18 protein-coding genes are annotated in these 15,531 nt (G+C 37.8%); 6 read left to right on the forward strand and 12 right to left on the reverse strand.

The annotated features are described in order from the left end of the window. A partial coding sequence (locus tag ACNKXS_RS12415) for an FAD binding domain-containing protein (protein ID WP_417921121.1) occupies positions 1 to 964 on the reverse strand: 964 nt, incomplete at its 3' end. A gap of 4 nt (positions 965 to 968) precedes the next feature. Beyond that, on the reverse strand, positions 969 to 1,481 hold the full coding sequence (locus ACNKXS_RS12420) for a (2Fe-2S)-binding protein (RefSeq protein ID WP_417921122.1): 513 nt from the start codon (positions 1,479 to 1,481) through the stop codon (positions 969 to 971). A gap of 288 nt (positions 1,482 to 1,769) precedes the next feature. On the opposite strand from ACNKXS_RS12420, the gene ACNKXS_RS12425 reads away from it, so the two are divergent. Beyond that, the gene (locus ACNKXS_RS12425) at positions 1,770 to 2,762 is read left to right on the forward strand and encodes a TerC family protein (RefSeq protein WP_417921123.1); all 993 of its coding nucleotides are present in this window, start codon (positions 1,770 to 1,772) and stop codon (positions 2,760 to 2,762) included. A 4-nt stretch (positions 2,763 to 2,766) separates the two neighbouring features. Further along, positions 2,767 to 3,720: an aldo/keto reductase gene (locus ACNKXS_RS12430; RefSeq protein WP_417921124.1), complete on the forward strand. Its 954-nt coding sequence runs from the start codon at positions 2,767 to 2,769 to the stop codon at positions 3,718 to 3,720. 1 nt (position 3,721) lies between these two features. On the opposite strand, the gene hisS is transcribed toward ACNKXS_RS12430, so the two are convergent. After that, positions 3,722 to 5,092 (reverse strand): histidine--tRNA ligase, encoded by a 1,371-nt coding sequence (hisS, locus tag ACNKXS_RS12435; protein ID WP_417921125.1) that lies wholly within the window; start codon positions 5,090 to 5,092, stop codon positions 3,722 to 3,724. A gap of 135 nt (positions 5,093 to 5,227) precedes the next feature. On the opposite strand from hisS, the gene ACNKXS_RS12440 reads away from it, so the two are divergent. Next, a complete protein-coding gene (locus ACNKXS_RS12440) occupies positions 5,228 to 6,463 on the forward strand; it encodes an ABC transporter permease (protein ID WP_417921126.1) in 1,236 nt (411 codons plus the stop codon). 2 nt (positions 6,464 to 6,465) lie between these two features. Here ACNKXS_RS12440 and ACNKXS_RS12445 read toward each other — a convergent pair whose 3' ends face one another. The 4 genes from ACNKXS_RS12445 to rpsF all read right to left on the reverse strand — a co-directional run bounded on the left by ACNKXS_RS12445 (position 6,466) and on the right by rpsF (position 8,111). Next, complete coding sequence (locus ACNKXS_RS12445) at positions 6,466 to 6,945, reverse strand: DUF6495 family protein (RefSeq protein WP_417921127.1); 480 nt, start codon at positions 6,943 to 6,945, stop codon at positions 6,466 to 6,468. A 63-nt stretch (positions 6,946 to 7,008) separates the two neighbouring features. Then, positions 7,009 to 7,458, reverse strand: coding sequence for a 50S ribosomal protein L9 (rplI, locus tag ACNKXS_RS12450; protein WP_295181502.1), 450 nt, complete (start codon positions 7,456 to 7,458; stop codon positions 7,009 to 7,011). Between the two features lie 12 nt (positions 7,459 to 7,470). Then, positions 7,471 to 7,770: a 30S ribosomal protein S18 gene (gene rpsR, locus ACNKXS_RS12455; protein WP_026916063.1), complete on the reverse strand. Its 300-nt coding sequence runs from the start codon at positions 7,768 to 7,770 to the stop codon at positions 7,471 to 7,473. Positions 7,771 to 7,772: 2 nt separating this feature from the next. Beyond that, entirely contained in the window at positions 7,773 to 8,111 is a 339-nt protein-coding gene (gene rpsF, locus ACNKXS_RS12460) for a 30S ribosomal protein S6 (RefSeq protein ID WP_141877878.1), read from the reverse strand. 163 nt (positions 8,112 to 8,274) lie between these two features. Between rpsF and ACNKXS_RS12465 the strand changes: the two genes are divergently transcribed. After that, positions 8,275 to 8,985 carry a LytR/AlgR family response regulator transcription factor gene (locus ACNKXS_RS12465; protein WP_185739476.1) on the forward strand — a complete coding sequence of 237 codons (711 nt, stop codon included), beginning with the start codon at positions 8,275 to 8,277 and terminating at the stop codon, positions 8,983 to 8,985. A 51-nt stretch (positions 8,986 to 9,036) separates the two neighbouring features. Here the strand turns inward: ACNKXS_RS12465 and priA are convergent, their stop codons facing one another. From priA to nadC, 5 genes are all read right to left on the reverse strand, one after another. Next, entirely contained in the window at positions 9,037 to 11,490 is a 2,454-nt protein-coding gene (gene priA, locus ACNKXS_RS12470) for a replication restart helicase PriA (RefSeq protein ID WP_417921128.1), read from the reverse strand. 130 nt (positions 11,491 to 11,620) lie between these two features. Continuing rightward, the gene (locus ACNKXS_RS12475; protein ID WP_417921129.1) at positions 11,621 to 12,046 is read right to left on the reverse strand and encodes a DUF2147 domain-containing protein; all 426 of its coding nucleotides are present in this window, start codon (positions 12,044 to 12,046) and stop codon (positions 11,621 to 11,623) included. A gap of 1 nt (position 12,047) precedes the next feature. Then, complete coding sequence (locus ACNKXS_RS12480; protein ID WP_417921130.1) at positions 12,048 to 12,608, reverse strand: chalcone isomerase family protein; 561 nt, start codon at positions 12,606 to 12,608, stop codon at positions 12,048 to 12,050. A gap of 26 nt (positions 12,609 to 12,634) precedes the next feature. Continuing rightward, on the reverse strand, positions 12,635 to 13,558 hold the full coding sequence (locus tag ACNKXS_RS12485; RefSeq protein ID WP_417921131.1) for a YihY/virulence factor BrkB family protein: 924 nt from the start codon (positions 13,556 to 13,558) through the stop codon (positions 12,635 to 12,637). Between the two features lie 2 nt (positions 13,559 to 13,560). After that, the gene (nadC, locus tag ACNKXS_RS12490) at positions 13,561 to 14,418 is read right to left on the reverse strand and encodes a carboxylating nicotinate-nucleotide diphosphorylase (RefSeq protein WP_417921132.1); all 858 of its coding nucleotides are present in this window, start codon (positions 14,416 to 14,418) and stop codon (positions 13,561 to 13,563) included. A 51-nt stretch (positions 14,419 to 14,469) separates the two neighbouring features. Between nadC and rlmH the strand changes: the two genes are divergently transcribed. Together rlmH and ACNKXS_RS12500 are read left to right on the forward strand one after the other, a co-directional pair. After that, positions 14,470 to 14,943: a 23S rRNA (pseudouridine(1915)-N(3))-methyltransferase RlmH gene (gene rlmH, locus ACNKXS_RS12495; RefSeq protein ID WP_417921133.1), complete on the forward strand. Its 474-nt coding sequence runs from the start codon at positions 14,470 to 14,472 to the stop codon at positions 14,941 to 14,943. Positions 14,944 to 14,951: 8 nt separating this feature from the next. Beyond that, entirely contained in the window at positions 14,952 to 15,527 is a 576-nt protein-coding gene (locus tag ACNKXS_RS12500; protein ID WP_417921254.1) for a non-canonical purine NTP diphosphatase, read from the forward strand. Positions 15,528 to 15,531 lie beyond the last annotated feature (4 nt).

Here is a 15,531-nt window from a genome sequence, read left to right on the forward strand (position 1 = left end):
ATGCTCTTACAATGGATTTTCTTACCAGTGGTATTTTAAAATCGTTATCACCGTATCCTTTAGCTCCTTCAGTTAGTTTATTTGCTAATTGCTCAAAATTCTCTGTATTTGCTTGCTTCCCAATAAACTCTTTTTCTACGGAAGGTTTTCTCCAGGGTTTATGTGCAACTCCACCCAAAGCAACTCTAACGTCCTTGATTGTGTTGTTTTCTAATTCAATTGCGGCAGCTACTGAAACTAACGCGAAAGCATAAGAAGGCCTGTCCCTGACTTTTAAATAATGATAGTTTTTAGCAAAACCCTTTTCTGGGAGCTCAATTCCCGTAATGATCTCTCCCGGTTCTAAATTTGTTTCTATGTGCGGGGTGTCACCAGGCAGTTTATGGAAGTCAGTGGCGGCAATTGTTCTATCACCTTTAGCTCCACTAATATGAACTGTCGCATCTAATGCCGCAAGCGCTACCGCCATATCTGAAGGGTGCGTTGCTATACAATGCTCACTTGCGCCAAGGATTGCATGTAACCGGTTAAAACCCTCCAAAGCAGAACATCCACTTCCCGGCTCTCTTTTATTACAGGGAGTTGAAGTATCATAAAAATAGAAGCATCTGGTTCGCTGTAATAGATTCCCGCCATTGGTTGCCATATTTCTTAATTGCGCTGAAGCGGCAGAGAGCATAGCCTCAGAAAGTAGTGGATATCGCTCTTCTACTAGTTCGTGATAAGCTGTATCTGCATTGGTCCTGGTCGCTCCCAGTAGTAAACCTCCAGAATCTGAGTTTTCGATTTCCGAAAGATCCAGATGATTGATATCAATTAAATGCTCAGGATTCTCAACCCGATATTTCATAAGATCCAGCAAATTAGTTCCTCCACCAATAAATCTGCTACTTTCTTTTTTAGAACCTATGTGTTCGATCGCGTTTTCCACGCTTTGTGCTCGTTTGTAGGAAATATTATTCATATGTCTAATTGCTGTTTTTAGATAAAGCTTCGGTATTTCTGTCTTTTAATTCCTCCACCACTTTATAAATGTTGGCATAAGCTCCACAGCGACAAATATTTCCACTCATGAGATCTCTTAATTCCGCAGGATCACTTCCTTTATTCATATTCAGTAGTCCAATGGTAGAGCATATCTGCCCGGGTGTGCAATAGCCGCACTGGAATGCATCGTGTTTGATAAATGCTTCCTGCACTGGATGCAATTCATCACCATTCGCTAATCCTTCTACAGTGACAATTTCTTTACCTGTTTGCATCGCGGCGAGGGTCAGGCAGGAATTTATATGTTTTCCATCTACTAGCACTGTGCAGGCCCCACATTGACCATGATCACAGCCTTTCTTAGTTCCTGTAAGTTGTAAATGTTCTCGCAAAGCATCAACAAGAGTTGTCCATGCAGAAACTTTCATACTAACATCTCGCCCATTAATATTCAATACCAATTCTTCGGTATCAGGATGTTGTTTAATTTCCATTTTGTATGGTTTTGGTTGGTAATTGATTCTAATAAGTACTAGAATACCTTTTAAAGCTAGAGAATAATCTGGTCACAATTATTCATATCACTTATATTAATATTTTTTTATGATTTTTGTTTAATTCCTAAAATCATCCTAAGTAATTAGTTTTATGTATTTTACAGCTACTTTCTTAGTTATTCTAAACTAACTCAGCTTAAAAAAAACTACTCAATTTCTAATTGTTATAGTTGTTGTAAAAACAAATCTCATATCCAATTTTGAGCTTTATTTGCTCAAAAAATTGTGATAATAAACGAATATAATTTTACCGTATACATTGAGCCTGTGGCAGCAGCTTCCGAAGATTTCATGGTACAACCGTGGGTATGGATAGCCTTTTCTGCCTTCATAATTCTTCTCCTCATCGTAGACTTAAAACTGGTGATGAGAAAGCCTCATAAGATAAATACTAAGGAAGCGGCGTGGTATAGTGCCGGCTGGATAAGCCTGGGGCTTTTATTTACTGCTGTGATTTATTGGTGGCAGGGTTCTCTTGCCGCAGGAGAATATCTCGCCGGTTATTTGATCGAGAAATCTCTGTCAATGGACAATGTGTTCCTTTGGGCAGTACTCTTTAGCTACTTCAAAGTGCCAAAGGAATTTCAGCACAAAGTATTGTTCTGGGGAATTTTTGGCGCTCTCGTTCTAAGAGTCATTTTTATTTTCGGCGGAATTGCCCTGATCGAAAATGTACATTGGATCATATATATATTCGGTGGATTTTTGCTGTATACTGCTTATAAGATCTTTAAAAGTGATATTACTGAAGCAAATCCTGATAACAATAGAATTTTCAAATGTGTACGAAAAATGATTCCTCAAACTGAAGGTTACAGGGAAGACAACTTTTTTGTAAGAGAAAATGGTAAGAAGATTGCCACTCCTCTATTAACCGTTTTGATCATCATAGAACTAACCGATGTCATCTTTGCAGTAGATTCTATCCCGGCAATATTAGCAGTTAGCAGAAATGAATTTATAATTATTAGCTCAAATGCATTCGCCATTCTGGGTCTTCGTGCCTTGTATTTTTTACTGGCAGATATGAAAGACAGGTTTATTTACTTAAACGAAGGTCTGGGAATTATACTGGCTTTCGTTGGAATTAAATTCCAGATATGCGATCTATACGAGATACCAATCTGGATCTCTCTTTGTTTTATAGCTTTAATTTTAATAGGTTCGATATTATTATCTCTAAGACAAACATCAAAAACCGAATTAGATAAAAGTTAGTATTATGAAAAGACAAAAATTAGGAAATACAGAATTATATACTCCTCCTATTGTTTTCGGCGGAAATGTATTCGGGTGGACGATTGATGAAAAAGAATCCTTCAGAATGATGGATCACCTGCTGGATATGGGATTTGACCTTATTGATTCTGCAGATGTATATTCAAGATGGGCTAAAGGTAACTCTGGTGGTGAATCTGAAAGTATTATTGGAAAGTATATGAAGTCCAGAGGCAACCGGCATAAATTGACTATTACCACCAAAGTAGGTTCCAGTATGCAACAAGGTGGCGATAAGGATATTTCCAAAACACATATTCTTAATGCAGTCGAAGATAGCTTAAGAAGATTGCAATCAGATCATATCGACCTTTATTTCACCCATTGGGATGATAATAAAACACCCGTAGAAGAGAGCCTGGGAGCCTATCAGAAATTAATTGAGCAGGGAAAGGTAAGATATATTGGAGCTTCAAATTTGAGTCCTGATAGATTACAGGAATCATTAGATGGTTCGAAAAAAGAGGATTTACCAAAGTATCAGGTTTTCCAGCCGGAATATAGTTTGATGCAGCGAAACAAGTTCGAAGGGAAGATTCAGAAAATCTGCCAGGAAAATGATCTAGGAGTTACCTCCTATTTCAGCTTAGCCAGCGGATTCCTCTCTGGAAAATATCAAAGTATCGAAGATATAAAAGGCAGTGACCGTGAACAGTTCCTTAAGGATTACTTCGACGATCGAGGTAAAAAAATACTCAACGCACTCAAAGATATATCAGACCATCACAATATTTCCCAGGCAGGGATTGCTTTAAGATGGATAATTCAGCGCCCGGGTATAACTGCTCCAATTGCAAGTGCAACCAAACCTGAGCATCTTAAAAGTTTTGAAGAAGCTGTAAACATGGAACTGACCAAGGAAGAAATGGAAAATTTAAATGCGGCAAGCAACCATTAGGTTATGAAAGTTTCGATACAAGATCTTCCAGACTAATTGTATCCTGCTCACCAGATTTCATATGCTTTAAAGTGAAGGTTTGCTGTTCAATTTCCTCTTCACCAGCAAGTATGACAAATGGAATATCTCGCTTATCGGCATATTTCATTTGTTTACCCATTTTGGAACTGTCTGGATAAAGTTCAGCAGTAATTCCGGCATTTCTCAAAGACCGTATAGACTTCATTGCATATAAAGATTCCTTATCTCCAAAATTTATAAAAAGTACTTTGGTGTTCTCACGCACAGTTTCAGGAAACAGATCCAATTCTTCAAGTACAAGATATATTCTGTCCAGACCAAACGAAATTCCCATTCCGCTCATATTCTTTAAACCAAATATCCCGGTAAGATCGTCATATCTTCCTCCTCCACCAATGCTTCCCATCTTAACTTTCTCTGGAGCAGCAACCTCAAAAATAGCTCCGGTGTAGTAATTGAGTCCGCGTGCCAGAGTCACATCAAGGTCGAGAGTAGCGGTTTTCAGAGGCATTTCAGCTACAGCATTCTGTATGAATTGCAATTCTTCAATACCTTTCATACCGGTTTCTGAACTTTCCAGAATAGTTTGTAATCCTGAGACTTTTTCAGCAAAAGAACCTTTAAGATCAAAAATTGGAGATATTTTGTCAATAGCCTTTTCAGAAATACCTTTATCCAGCATTTCTTTTCGTACTCCAGCTTCACCAATCTTATCAAGTTTATCCAGCGCTACAGTAAAATCTATAAGTCGATCCTGTTCTCCAATAACTTCAGCAAAACCTGATAAGATCTTTCTGTTATTGATCTTGATCGTTACATCTTCCAGACCCAATTGAGTAAATACCGCATCATACAATTGTATGAATTCCACTTCCTGCCATAGACTATCACTTCCCACCACATCTGCATCACACTGGAAAAACTCCCTGAACCTTCCTTTTTGAGGACGATCTGCTCTCCAAACGGGTTGTATCTGGTAACGTTTAAAAGGGAACTCGATCTCATTTTGATGTTGTACTACGTACCTGGCAAAAGGAACCGTAAGATCATATCTTAGTGCTTTCTCACTTACAAAATAAGTCAATGCTGTACTATCCTTTAATTCAAGAGCTTTCGCATCAGCTTTTTTAAGATAATCACCTGAATTAAGAATTTTAAAAATCAGGCGATCTCCTTCTTCACCATATTTCCCCATAAGGGTCGAAGAGTTCTCAAAACTAGGAGTTTCGATAGGTTGAAAACCAAAACTTTTAAATTGAGTTTTGATAATATCGAAAATGTAGTTTCTTTTTGCTACTTCTTCCGGAGAAAAATCTCTGGTACCTTTTGGAATTGACGGTTTTTGTGCCATAAAGTTCTAAGCTGAAATGTGATTTTTAAAGGACTGCAAATATCTTAATTTTTGAGTGAACCCAAACAAATTTGATATTTTAAGTAACAATCCTATCATTTTATAGTCTAATCGTTAAGATCGAAAAGTTAGCCCATGTTTTCACTCCTGCGGGAAAATATTAGAATTGCCCTAAGTTCCATAAGAAATCAGTCACTAAGAACTGTCTTAACTGTTCTCATCATCGCTATTGGTATCACAGCATTAGTTGGGATTTTAAGTGCTGTAGCAGCACTGGAAAACACTATTAGTCAGGATTTTGCTTCAATGGGCGCAAATACTTTTAACCTGCAACGTTACGAATTTAGAGAGCGAATAAGCAATGAGGACCGGAAGGTAAATCCCACAATTAGCTATAGGGAAGTGACCGAGTTTAAGGAGAATTTTCAGTTTCCATTTACTGAAACCGCGATATCATTTACGGGAACGGGATCTGCAGAAATCAAATATCAGAATGAAAAAACAGATCCGGATATTTCAGTTCTCGGAGTAAATGAATATTATTTAGAGAACTCCGGACTTGAAGTTGAAGAAGGAAGAGAGTTCAACATTTTCGATATTAACAATAATAATAATGTTGCGGTGATTGGTGCCGACTATAAAGACGTAATTTTCAATGGAATGGATCCTGTCAATAAAACGATTAGTATTCGCGGGGCGAAATTCAGAGTGATTGGAATTCTGGAAAGTAAAGGAAGCACCTTCGGAAATAATCAGGATCTAAGAGTTTTTATCCCTATTCAGCATGCTCGCTCGATCTTTTCTCAGCCAAATATCAATTATAGCTTAAGTGTAAAGGTGGACGATAAGGAAATGCTGGAATCGGCCATGGATGAAGCTATTATTACCTTCAGAAATATTCGTGGATTAAACCCGAAAGAAGATAATAATTTTGGAATTGAGAGAAGTGATGATCTTATTAATCGTATTCTTCAAATTACTGGCGCTTTGAATATCGCAGCTTGGATTATTTCAATCATTACCATATTTGGATCATCCATCGCATTAATGAATATCATGCTGGTAAGTGTGACCGAAAGAACACGCGAAATTGGAGTTAGAAAAGCACTAGGTGCCAAGAAAAATACTATTGCAATGCAATTCTTCCTGGAAACTTTGGTGATTGGTCAACTTGGTGGTCTACTTGGTATATTGCTAGGAATTCTTATTGGCTGGGGCGTATCATCTTCCCTGGATTTCGATTTCACCACACCATGGAAAGCCATGTTATGGGCTACCGGGATCACCATATTCGTGGCTATACTTGCAGGGAGTTATCCGGCTGCAAAAGCAGCAAAACAAGATCCTATTGAATCACTTAGATACGAATAGTTCTAAGCATCCTTATCTACAATATCCTTAAAATAAGCATATAGTTCCCCTTTTGTGATATTAGCCCCCTGTTTGATCAAAGCGAAAATATCCTTGTTTCTATCCTCACTAAGAGCTTTTGAAGAGGTATAGATATTCACCATCTCATTCATAAGATTGGTCTGTAACCATTGATAACCTTCGCGAGTTGTAATGTCTACAGACTCATTATCTACCTTGATCGCGATCAGATTGATAGTTACTTCAGAAATATAAAAAAGAAAGACCTGGTTTGGAGAAAAATGCTCCAGGTATTCAACCTTATTCAGGACTCCTTCCCATACAAGATCGCTAAACAGATCCATTTCATCTTCAGCAACCTTAGGCTGTTCTTTTTTGATCTTACCCCATTCCTCACCGGTGATGGACTGAGTTGCCAGGAAATTAATGAATTCCTGATGCATCTCTTCAAATTGTTCTTTGGTTAATCGAGCGTATTTCATTTTTCTAAGAATAAGAAAAGCCCACTCATAAATGAGCGGGCTTTTTGCTATAAAATTATAATATTAAGCTTCCCCTACAACGTCAAAACTTAGGTTTGAAACTACTTCACGATGAAAACGTAAAGTTGCATCATACTGTCCTAAACGCTTGATGTTTCCACCGGCGATGCTAATAAATTTTTTCTCAATTTCTACACCTTCCTTAGCAAGAGCATCAGCTAGATCACCGTTAGTGATAGAACCAAACAACTTGTCACCAGCTCCTGCCTTAGCAGTCATCTTGATCTCAATATTGTTAAGTTTCTCAGCCTGTTTCTTAGCTTCGTCAATGTGCTTTTGTTCCTTATAGGCACGCTGCTTTAAAGTTTCAGATAAAACTTTTCTTGCAGAAGGAGTTGCCAGTTCAGCGTATCCATGAGGTATAAGATAATTTCTACCGTAACCGTTTTTAACAGCCACAACATCATCTTTAAAACCTAGATTGTCTACGTCTTTTTTAAGTATTACATCCATAACTGCCTCTTTTTATTTTAATAAATCACCTACGTAAGGCATTAGTGCTAAGTGACGAGCACGCTTTACAGCAGTAGCCACTTTTCTCTGAAACTTCAAAGAAGTACCTGTTAAACGACGAGGTAACAATTTACCCTGCTCGTTTACAAACCCCATAAGAAAATCTGGATCTTTGTAATCAACGTACTTAATACCAGATCTTTTGAATCTACAGTATTTTTTCGCTTTGGTAGTTTCTATATTAAGAGGAGTTAGATACCTGATCTCTCCGTCTTTTTTTCCTTTTGCTTGTTGTTCAATAGATGTTGCCATGATTACGCTTTTTCCTTGTTACGTTTTCTTCTCTTCTCAGCCCAAGCAATTGCATGTTTATCCAACTTTACAGTTAAATAACGCATCATACGCTCTTCTCTTCTGAATTCCAACTCTAAAGGTTCGATAACCTCACCTGGAGCTTCATATTCAAATAAGTGATAAAAACCACTCTTCTTGTGTTGGATTGCATAAGCCAGTTTTCTTAGGCCCCAATCTTCTTTAGCTACCATCTTAGCCCCTTTAGAAACAAGAAAATCTTCGTATTTCTTAACTGTCTCCTTTATCTGCTCATCAGATAAAACGGGATTCAAGATGAAAACAGTTTCATAGTTGTTCATAAAATTCTACTTTAAATTTAATCGGCTGCAAAAATAGAATTTATTATTCATATTTCAAAGCATATTACCCAGGTAAAAATACTATTTTTAACCAGCTAAATAATATGCACCTTGCATTTGTTATATATAATGAGTAATATTGTTAAAGTCTAACCTAATTATCGTGGAAGAAGTTTTACTTAAATGTGCTGTTGTTGATGATTCGAGCCTGCAAAGGTTATCGATCGTTAAATTGATAAAAGACCATCCTAACCTTAATCTGGTTGCCGAATATAATAATGCTATAGAAACTAAGAACGGCCTGTTAGATACCGAAACAGATCTAATCTTTTTAGATATCGAAATGCCAATTCTTTCAGGTTTTGAACTACTTGATAATCTTCCAAACAAACCACAAATAATATTTGTTACCGGCAAGACCAAGTATGCTTTCAAGGCTTTTGATTATGATGCCGTAGACTATATTCACAAACCCGTAACTAAAGACCGCTTTAATAATGCAGTGAATAAAGCGGTTAATCTTTACAAACTTAAACATCAGGCCCCAATACAGGAAGATGATGATTTTATCTTTGTAAAAAGCAATCTCAAGAATCGAAAGGTATTTCTAAATAAGCTAAAGTACATCCAGGCTCTTGGAGATTATGTGAAGTTTGTGACTGAGAAAGATAACTTTGTGGTTCTAGCAACGATGAAGTCTTTTGAAAAAGAACTTCCCAGCGAAAGATTCCTGCGTACCCACAAATCCTATATCGTGAATCTGGATAAGATTGAAAGGTATAACAGTAAAAATATAGAGATCGATAAAGAATTATTACCATTGAGCCGACATAAGAAAGCGAATCTGGTAGAAGCACTCAGTGCGATACAATAAGAATGATCAACACTCTAAAAATCTAAAGCCACCTTAACCGGTGGCTTTTTTTTATTGTGGATCTACGTTTGTTATTACTCTTACCGACCGGAATGCGCCAATAGCCTGATAAGATTTTAAAATTCTGGAGATCATTGCTTTCGTTTTTCCCAGATTTTGTTTCTGCGGGATCTTAATCAGAATATTTTTATAGTATTCATTACGAATTCGGGCTACAGGCGGGAATTCAGGTCCCAGGACGTATCTATCGAACACATTCTCCAATGCTCTTGCCAGCCACTCTGCTGCCTCATTGGTTTTGGAGAAATCCCTGCTTTTTAGCGTCAACCGTACGAGACGATAAAATGGCGGATATTGATACTGGTAGCGATCCTCCAGTTGCTCCTCATACATCTCTTTATATGCGCTTGTGGATACCTGCTGAATGATCTGGTGGTGTGGGTTGTAACTCTGGATCAAAACCTTTCCTCTTTTTTTAGTTCTGCCCGATCTTCCTGCTACCTGTAACATTAATTGAAAACTACGCTCATGCGCCCTGAAATCTGGAAAATTAAGAAGGTTGTCTGCATTCATAATCCCAACCAGGCTCACCTTTCGAAAATCCAGTCCTTTACTAAGCATTTGAGTCCCAATAAGAATATCTGTTTCGTGATTTTCAAAGGCTTCGATTATCTTTTCATAAGCATATTTTCCTCGGGTAGTATCCTGGTCCATTCTACCAATACTGTATTTTGGAAAAAGCGCTTTTAGTTCAGTTTCCACCTGCTCAGTTCCAAATCCTTTTGTGGTAATCTCATTACTACCACAAGCCATACATTGATGCTGCATTGCAATATGATAACCGCAATAATGACATCGCAACTGGTTATTATGCGAGTGATAAGTTAAACTAACATCGCAATTTGGACATTGTGGTGAATGCCCGCAGGTATTACACTCCAGAATTGGCGAAAAACCTCTACGATTCTGAAAAAGTATTACCTGTTCGTTTTCCTTTAGACTGGACTCAATTTCTTCAATCATTCTTTCAGAAAAATGCCCGGTCATCTTCTTTTTCTTATGCGCAGTTTTTATATCGACTACCTCTACTTCCGGCATCAATACATTACCAAACCTGCTATGAAGTTCCACGAGAGCATACTTACTATGTACGGCATTAAAATAGGATTCTACAGAAGGCGTGGCCGATCCAAGTACGATATTAGCCTGAAAAATATTGGCTAGAACCACCGCAGCATCACGAGCGTGATATCTTGGCGCAGGATCAAATTGTTTGAAAGTAGCTTCATGCTCCTCATCCACTACAATAAGTCCAAGATCCTGAAATGGTAGGAAAATACATGACCTAGCTCCAATTACGATTTTGCCTTTGTCCTTATTTTCTTTTACATGTTTGTATATCTCTACCCGTTCATTTACCGAATACTTACTGTGATACACCAGGACTTTATCACCAAAGTAATCCTGTAACCGTTTGATAAGTTGTGTGGTTAGTGCGATCTCAGGTAATAGATACAATGACTGTTTATCTTTTTCAAGAGCTGCTTCTATAAGTTTAATATAAATTTCTGTTTTCCCGGAAGAAGTAACACCATGCAACAAACACACATTATCCTCAGCAAAATTTTCTGTAATCTCTGTAAATGCTCTCTGTTGCTCGCTGCTGAAATTTATTTCGTGGTTACTAATTTCTGAATTGAATTGAATCCTGTCTGTAGACCGGTATTCTTCAATTAATATTTCCTTCTGAATTAATCCCTTTATAACGTTGGCAGAAACTCCGGATGCATTTGAAAGTTCCTTTAATTTAAGAGCTTTTCGAGATTTTGCGGTTAAACTGAAGTAGCTAAGCAAAGCCTCTCGCTGTTTCGGTGCTTTGGATAGTTCATCCAACAGGCCATGCATTTCAGCTTCTGCTTCATACATAGGATTAAGACTTACATAGCGAACTTCCTTAGGTTTGAACTGCTCATAAATTTCCTGGTTGAGTTCTACCAGATTCTTTGCTACCAGCTTGTTTATGATAGGTAATACTTTCTTCCTGTCAAGTAACTGCTCGATCTCCTGTATCTTCATCGAAGATTGCCTTTGCAACGCTTCAGTAACCAAATACTCGTCATCGGTAAGCATTTCGTCCTCAATTTTGACTTCCGAAGAAAGTTTAACGACGCTTTCGCTTTCGAGTAAAAATGCTCCGGGCAAGGCTGCTCTCATAACATCTCCTTCCGTACATAAATAATAGGAAGCAATCCAGTTCCAGAATTTCAACTGGTTATGAGTAAGTAGCGGAGTATCATCTATGATCTGGTGAATTGGTTTTGCCTCGTATACTTCTGGAGGTGTACCGTGAATTTTAGCCACGATGCCTGTATAAATCCTGTTCTTACCAAAAGGAACAGCCAATCGCATTCCTTCCTGAATGAATTCTGCCTCTTCATTGGTGACAACATACGTAAACCTGTTGTCCAGTGGCAAGGGTAAAATAAGATCTACAAATTGTGACATATAAGCTGAAATTGATAAAAACGAAAAGCTGCCTGAACAGCGACTTTTTCCAAGAAATCAAAAGTATTAAGAAACTTTAATTCTATGAAAATAAGTCTGACTTTCCAGGCAGCTTTATGCTTGTAGTTTATTATTCGGCTCGTTGCCAGGTTCTGGTTTGGTAGAATAAAGCGATATATCCACGAATATTCAACACATCCGGTTCCTCTTCATCGATCCAGATCTTACAGCGGTATTCCTTCCCAGTTTTTGGGTCTACAATAGTTCCGTCACTGTATTCTTCGCCGTCCTTCACCAGGCCCTGCATAATTTCCATTCCCTCAACCGGTTTATTCTTAAGATCACCCTCGCATTCTGTGCAGAGTCTATCCCTGTCTTCCTCGCGCATAATTCGATCTACTTTTCCGTAGATCATACCATCTTTCTCATAAACCTCGATAATACTATTTACCACACCTTCTTCGTTTCTATTCTCCCATTTCCCCAGAACATCCTGTGCGCGAAGATTATGAGTGAATAGTGGAAGAATTAAGAGAACTAATAAAAACTTCCCCATATTATTTACCTAACATGGCATCTTTAAGATCATCATCCGCCGGGTTTTTCGACAACCAGATTCCAAACAAAGCTTTCTTGAATTCCATTCCAGCAATAGTACCTAGTTCTTTATCGTTCTTGTAAGCTGTCACACCAGTTCCTGGAAGATAAACAATGTCAAAAACATCATTCTTAGTGATTTCTTCCATAAAGAAACCTTTAAATTTTTTGATCTCTGCAGCAAGTGGTTTAGTGTTTCCATTCATAGAGCTTTCAAAACCATCATTCACAGCGTCCACCATCTTATCGCTACTAATTAGTTTGCTTACGATATGTAATTTAATGCTCATTGGCTTGTCTGAAGACATAATAGCATCAGAACTGGAAGATTTTTCAGAAAGATAGAGTCCGCCTGCGTAAAGGTCGATCCATAATTTCTCTCTGACTCCTGCTCCATTAAGCTGAAGGGTTTTCCCCTGGAATGTTTCAGAATTTGGAAGTTTTACGCCACCAACTTCTGTTTGAGCTGAAGTTAAGCCAAAGCTCATCATTGCAATAAATAAAACTGCTAGTTTTTTCATGTTTGTAAGTTTAGTTTGGTTTAAAGTTATTTAAAATTCCTTTTCAATTTAATCAATGAAGCATTTAGTTCAAAACCAAGTAATAAAAGGTTGGAATTGAGCCATATATAGAACATAAGAATCAATAAAGCTCCAATAGAACCATATAATTCATTATAATTTGAAAAATTCGTAATGTATAAACTAAATAAAAAGGTAGCAATAATAATAAGAATGGTAGTAAAGGTTGCGCCTACAGAAAAGAATCTTGCCTTCCTTGCTTCCTTGGTCCCAAAGTAATAGAGTATCGCCACAGATGTATAAATTAGAATAACAAATCCAATGTATTTTAATAGATGTGCTCCAGTTCCTTCTTTACTAACCAATCCCAGATCTGTTAGATCGGCGATAGCATAAGTCGTATATACAGCACCTATGACTGATATAAGCAACAACAATGCCAATATAAGTGCAACTCCCAATGCAACAGCATATTGCCGGGGAATTGACCGGTTTTTATTGGTATGATAACTAAATTCAAAGCCTGTGAAAATTGCGTTTACACCGTTGGTCATTAAAAATACTGAAAGTATAAATGCTACAGATAATAGACCTCCCCTTGGTGTACTTGCTATATCCTCGAAAATAGTTCCGAAGAAATCTGAAGTTTCAGGAGGCAATAGAGAATCCATAAAAACCAGAAATTCTATCTGGAAATCATCAATGAAAGTAATGTAAGGGATCAAATTCAGCACAAATAGCAGGAATGGAAAGATTGCCATAAAAAAGCTGAATGCAATGCTGCTTGCCCGGGTAGAAAAGGTTCCTTTTACGATCCCTCCCCAATAAATGATCCATAAATTATAAAGCGTTAATCCATCCAGGCCGGGTAAAACAACCCCTTTCGACCAACGTTTCCACCAGGCCGAAAGATCCTTTAATTTGGAGTTAAACGCTTTTTTAGGTGCCATTATTAAACGGCTTTTAAACTCAGATCTAAATTGTACACAGAATGCGTCAACGCACCACTACTTATATAATCCACTCCGCATTCTGCATAAGAACGCGCAGTTTCCAGGGTGATACCTCCACTACTCTCTGTTAAACATTTTCCATTTATAAGATTCACAGCTTTCCTGGTGTCCTCATAATTAAAATTATCTATGAGTATACGATAGATCCCATCTGACTTTAATATCTCCCTGATCTCATTCATGTTTCTTGCCTCGACGATGATCTTGAGGTCGAGATCCTTATTTGAAAGATATTCTTTTGTTTTATCTATTGCCCTGGTAATACCTCCGGCAAAATCTATATGATTATCCTTTAACATGACCATATCGTAGAGCGCAAATCTATGATTCTCGCCACCACCAATCTTAACTGCCCATTTTTCCAGAGCTCGGATACCCGGTGTAGTTTTACGTGTATCCAGGATCTTAGTTCCGGTGCCTTCTAACTTTTCCACAAAAGTTGCGGTTTTAGTTGCAATTGCACTCATTCGCTGCATAGCATTTAAAACAAGTCGTTCTGCTTTAAGAATAGATTGCGAAGAACCTTCTACGTAAAAAGCAATGTCTCCCTTCGATATCCTTTGTCCGTCTCGAATTTTAAGATCGATAGATAATTCTGGATCTACGTGATGAAATACCTTTTCTGCGAATCTTACTCCCGCTATAAGACCCTGATCCTTTACAAGCAATTTTGCTTTGCCTTTTGCGGACTTTGGAATACAAGCCAGAGAACTATGGTCCCCGTCTCCAACATCTTCACGAATGGCATTTTCTATAATTAAATCTATTTCTTTTTCGAATTGTTCCGGTGAGATCATTTTCTCTGCTTATTTTTGTAAATGTAGTAAAGTCTGTACTAAAATCACGGGATGACCATAAAATTAGTGTGCGTCGGGAAAACCGATAAACGGGAGCTTGAAAAGCTAATAAACATTTATTCTGAAAGACTTCAGCATTATATTAAATTTGAACTGGAAGTGATCCCGGACCTTAAAAAAACTAAGAATCTCGATGAAAATCAACAAAAAACCAAAGAAGGTGATCTTATATTGAGCGGGACTCAGAATTCAGATTTTATGGTATTGCTGGATGAGAACGGTAAGCAGTATGATTCCGTAGCATTTTCAGAATATATTCAGAAAAGAATGAACACGGGATTGAAGCGTTTGATTTTTGTAATAGGCGGCCCATACGGCTTTTCTGATGCCATCTATACAAGAGCGAACGGAAAAATTTCTCTTTCGAAAATGACCTTTTCTCATCAAATGGTGCGCCTATTCGCTACTGAACAATTGTATCGAGCCTTTACTATACTAAAGAACGAACCTTACCATCATAGATAATGAATACTATCAAATTAGTTTTTGCCACACATAATAAAAATAAGTTCAGGGAAATCCAGGCCTTAGTTCCAGATCATATTGAATTACTAAGTCTGCAGGACATTGGATGTAATGAAGATATTGAAGAAACCGGCGACACTATCGATGCAAATGCCATTATAAAAGCAGAATATGTGCGGAGTCGGTATGGTTATGACTGCTTTGCGGATGATACTGGACTGGAAGTGGAATCCCTGGCTGGAGCTCCAGGCGTTTACTCTGCCAGATATGCTGGTGAAATGAAAAATGATAGCGCAAATCGCAGAAAGCTATTGAATCAGCTCGAGGAGCGTGATGATCGCACTGCAAGATTTAAGACTGTGATCGCATTAAATTTAAAAGAGAACGAAAATCTTTTTACAGGGATTTGTGAGGGTTCGATCACCAGGGAAGAACGTGGAGAAAATGGTTTTGGATATGACCCAATTTTTCAACCCAAGGGATTTGATAAAACCTTTGCCGAGATGAATCTGGAAGAAAAATCGGAAATTAGCCATCGTGCAAAAGCTTTTAAAGAACTCATATATTACTTATCTATTTCATAATCAG

The sequence above is a fragment of the Christiangramia marina genome, from assembly GCF_048285865.1.
In the GTDB taxonomy this organism is placed as follows: domain Bacteria; phylum Bacteroidota; class Bacteroidia; order Flavobacteriales; family Flavobacteriaceae; genus Christiangramia; species Christiangramia marina.

Coding starts and splice junctions, on each gene's coding strand:
- ACNKXS_RS12420 (WP_417921122.1), bottom strand. CDS start 1,481: ATGGAAATTAAACAACATCCTGATACCGAAGAATTGGTATTGAATATT.
- ACNKXS_RS12430 (WP_417921124.1), top strand. CDS start 2,767: ATGAAAAGACAAAAATTAGGAAATACAGAATTATATACTCCTCCTATT.
- hisS (WP_417921125.1), bottom strand. CDS start 5,092: ATGGCACAAAAACCGTCAATTCCAAAAGGTACCAGAGATTTTTCTCCG.
- ACNKXS_RS12440 (WP_417921126.1), top strand. CDS start 5,228: ATGTTTTCACTCCTGCGGGAAAATATTAGAATTGCCCTAAGTTCCATA.
- ACNKXS_RS12445 (WP_417921127.1), bottom strand. CDS start 6,945: ATGAAATACGCTCGATTAACCAAAGAACAATTTGAAGAGATGCATCAG.
- rplI (WP_295181502.1), bottom strand. CDS start 7,458: ATGGATGTAATACTTAAAAAAGACGTAGACAATCTAGGTTTTAAAGAT.
- rpsR (WP_026916063.1), bottom strand. CDS start 7,770: ATGGCAACATCTATTGAACAACAAGCAAAAGGAAAAAAAGACGGAGAG.
- rpsF (WP_141877878.1), bottom strand. CDS start 8,111: ATGAACAACTATGAAACTGTTTTCATCTTGAATCCCGTTTTATCTGAT.
- priA (WP_417921128.1), bottom strand. CDS start 11,490: ATGTCACAATTTGTAGATCTTATTTTACCCTTGCCACTGGACAACAGG.
- ACNKXS_RS12475 (WP_417921129.1), bottom strand. CDS start 12,046: ATGGGGAAGTTTTTATTAGTTCTCTTAATTCTTCCACTATTCACTCAT.
- ACNKXS_RS12480 (WP_417921130.1), bottom strand. CDS start 12,608: ATGAAAAAACTAGCAGTTTTATTTATTGCAATGATGAGCTTTGGCTTA.
- ACNKXS_RS12485 (WP_417921131.1), bottom strand. CDS start 13,558: ATGGCACCTAAAAAAGCGTTTAACTCCAAATTAAAGGATCTTTCGGCC.
- nadC (WP_417921132.1), bottom strand. CDS start 14,418: ATGATCTCACCGGAACAATTCGAAAAAGAAATAGATTTAATTATAGAA.
- rlmH (WP_417921133.1), top strand. CDS start 14,470: ATGACCATAAAATTAGTGTGCGTCGGGAAAACCGATAAACGGGAGCTT.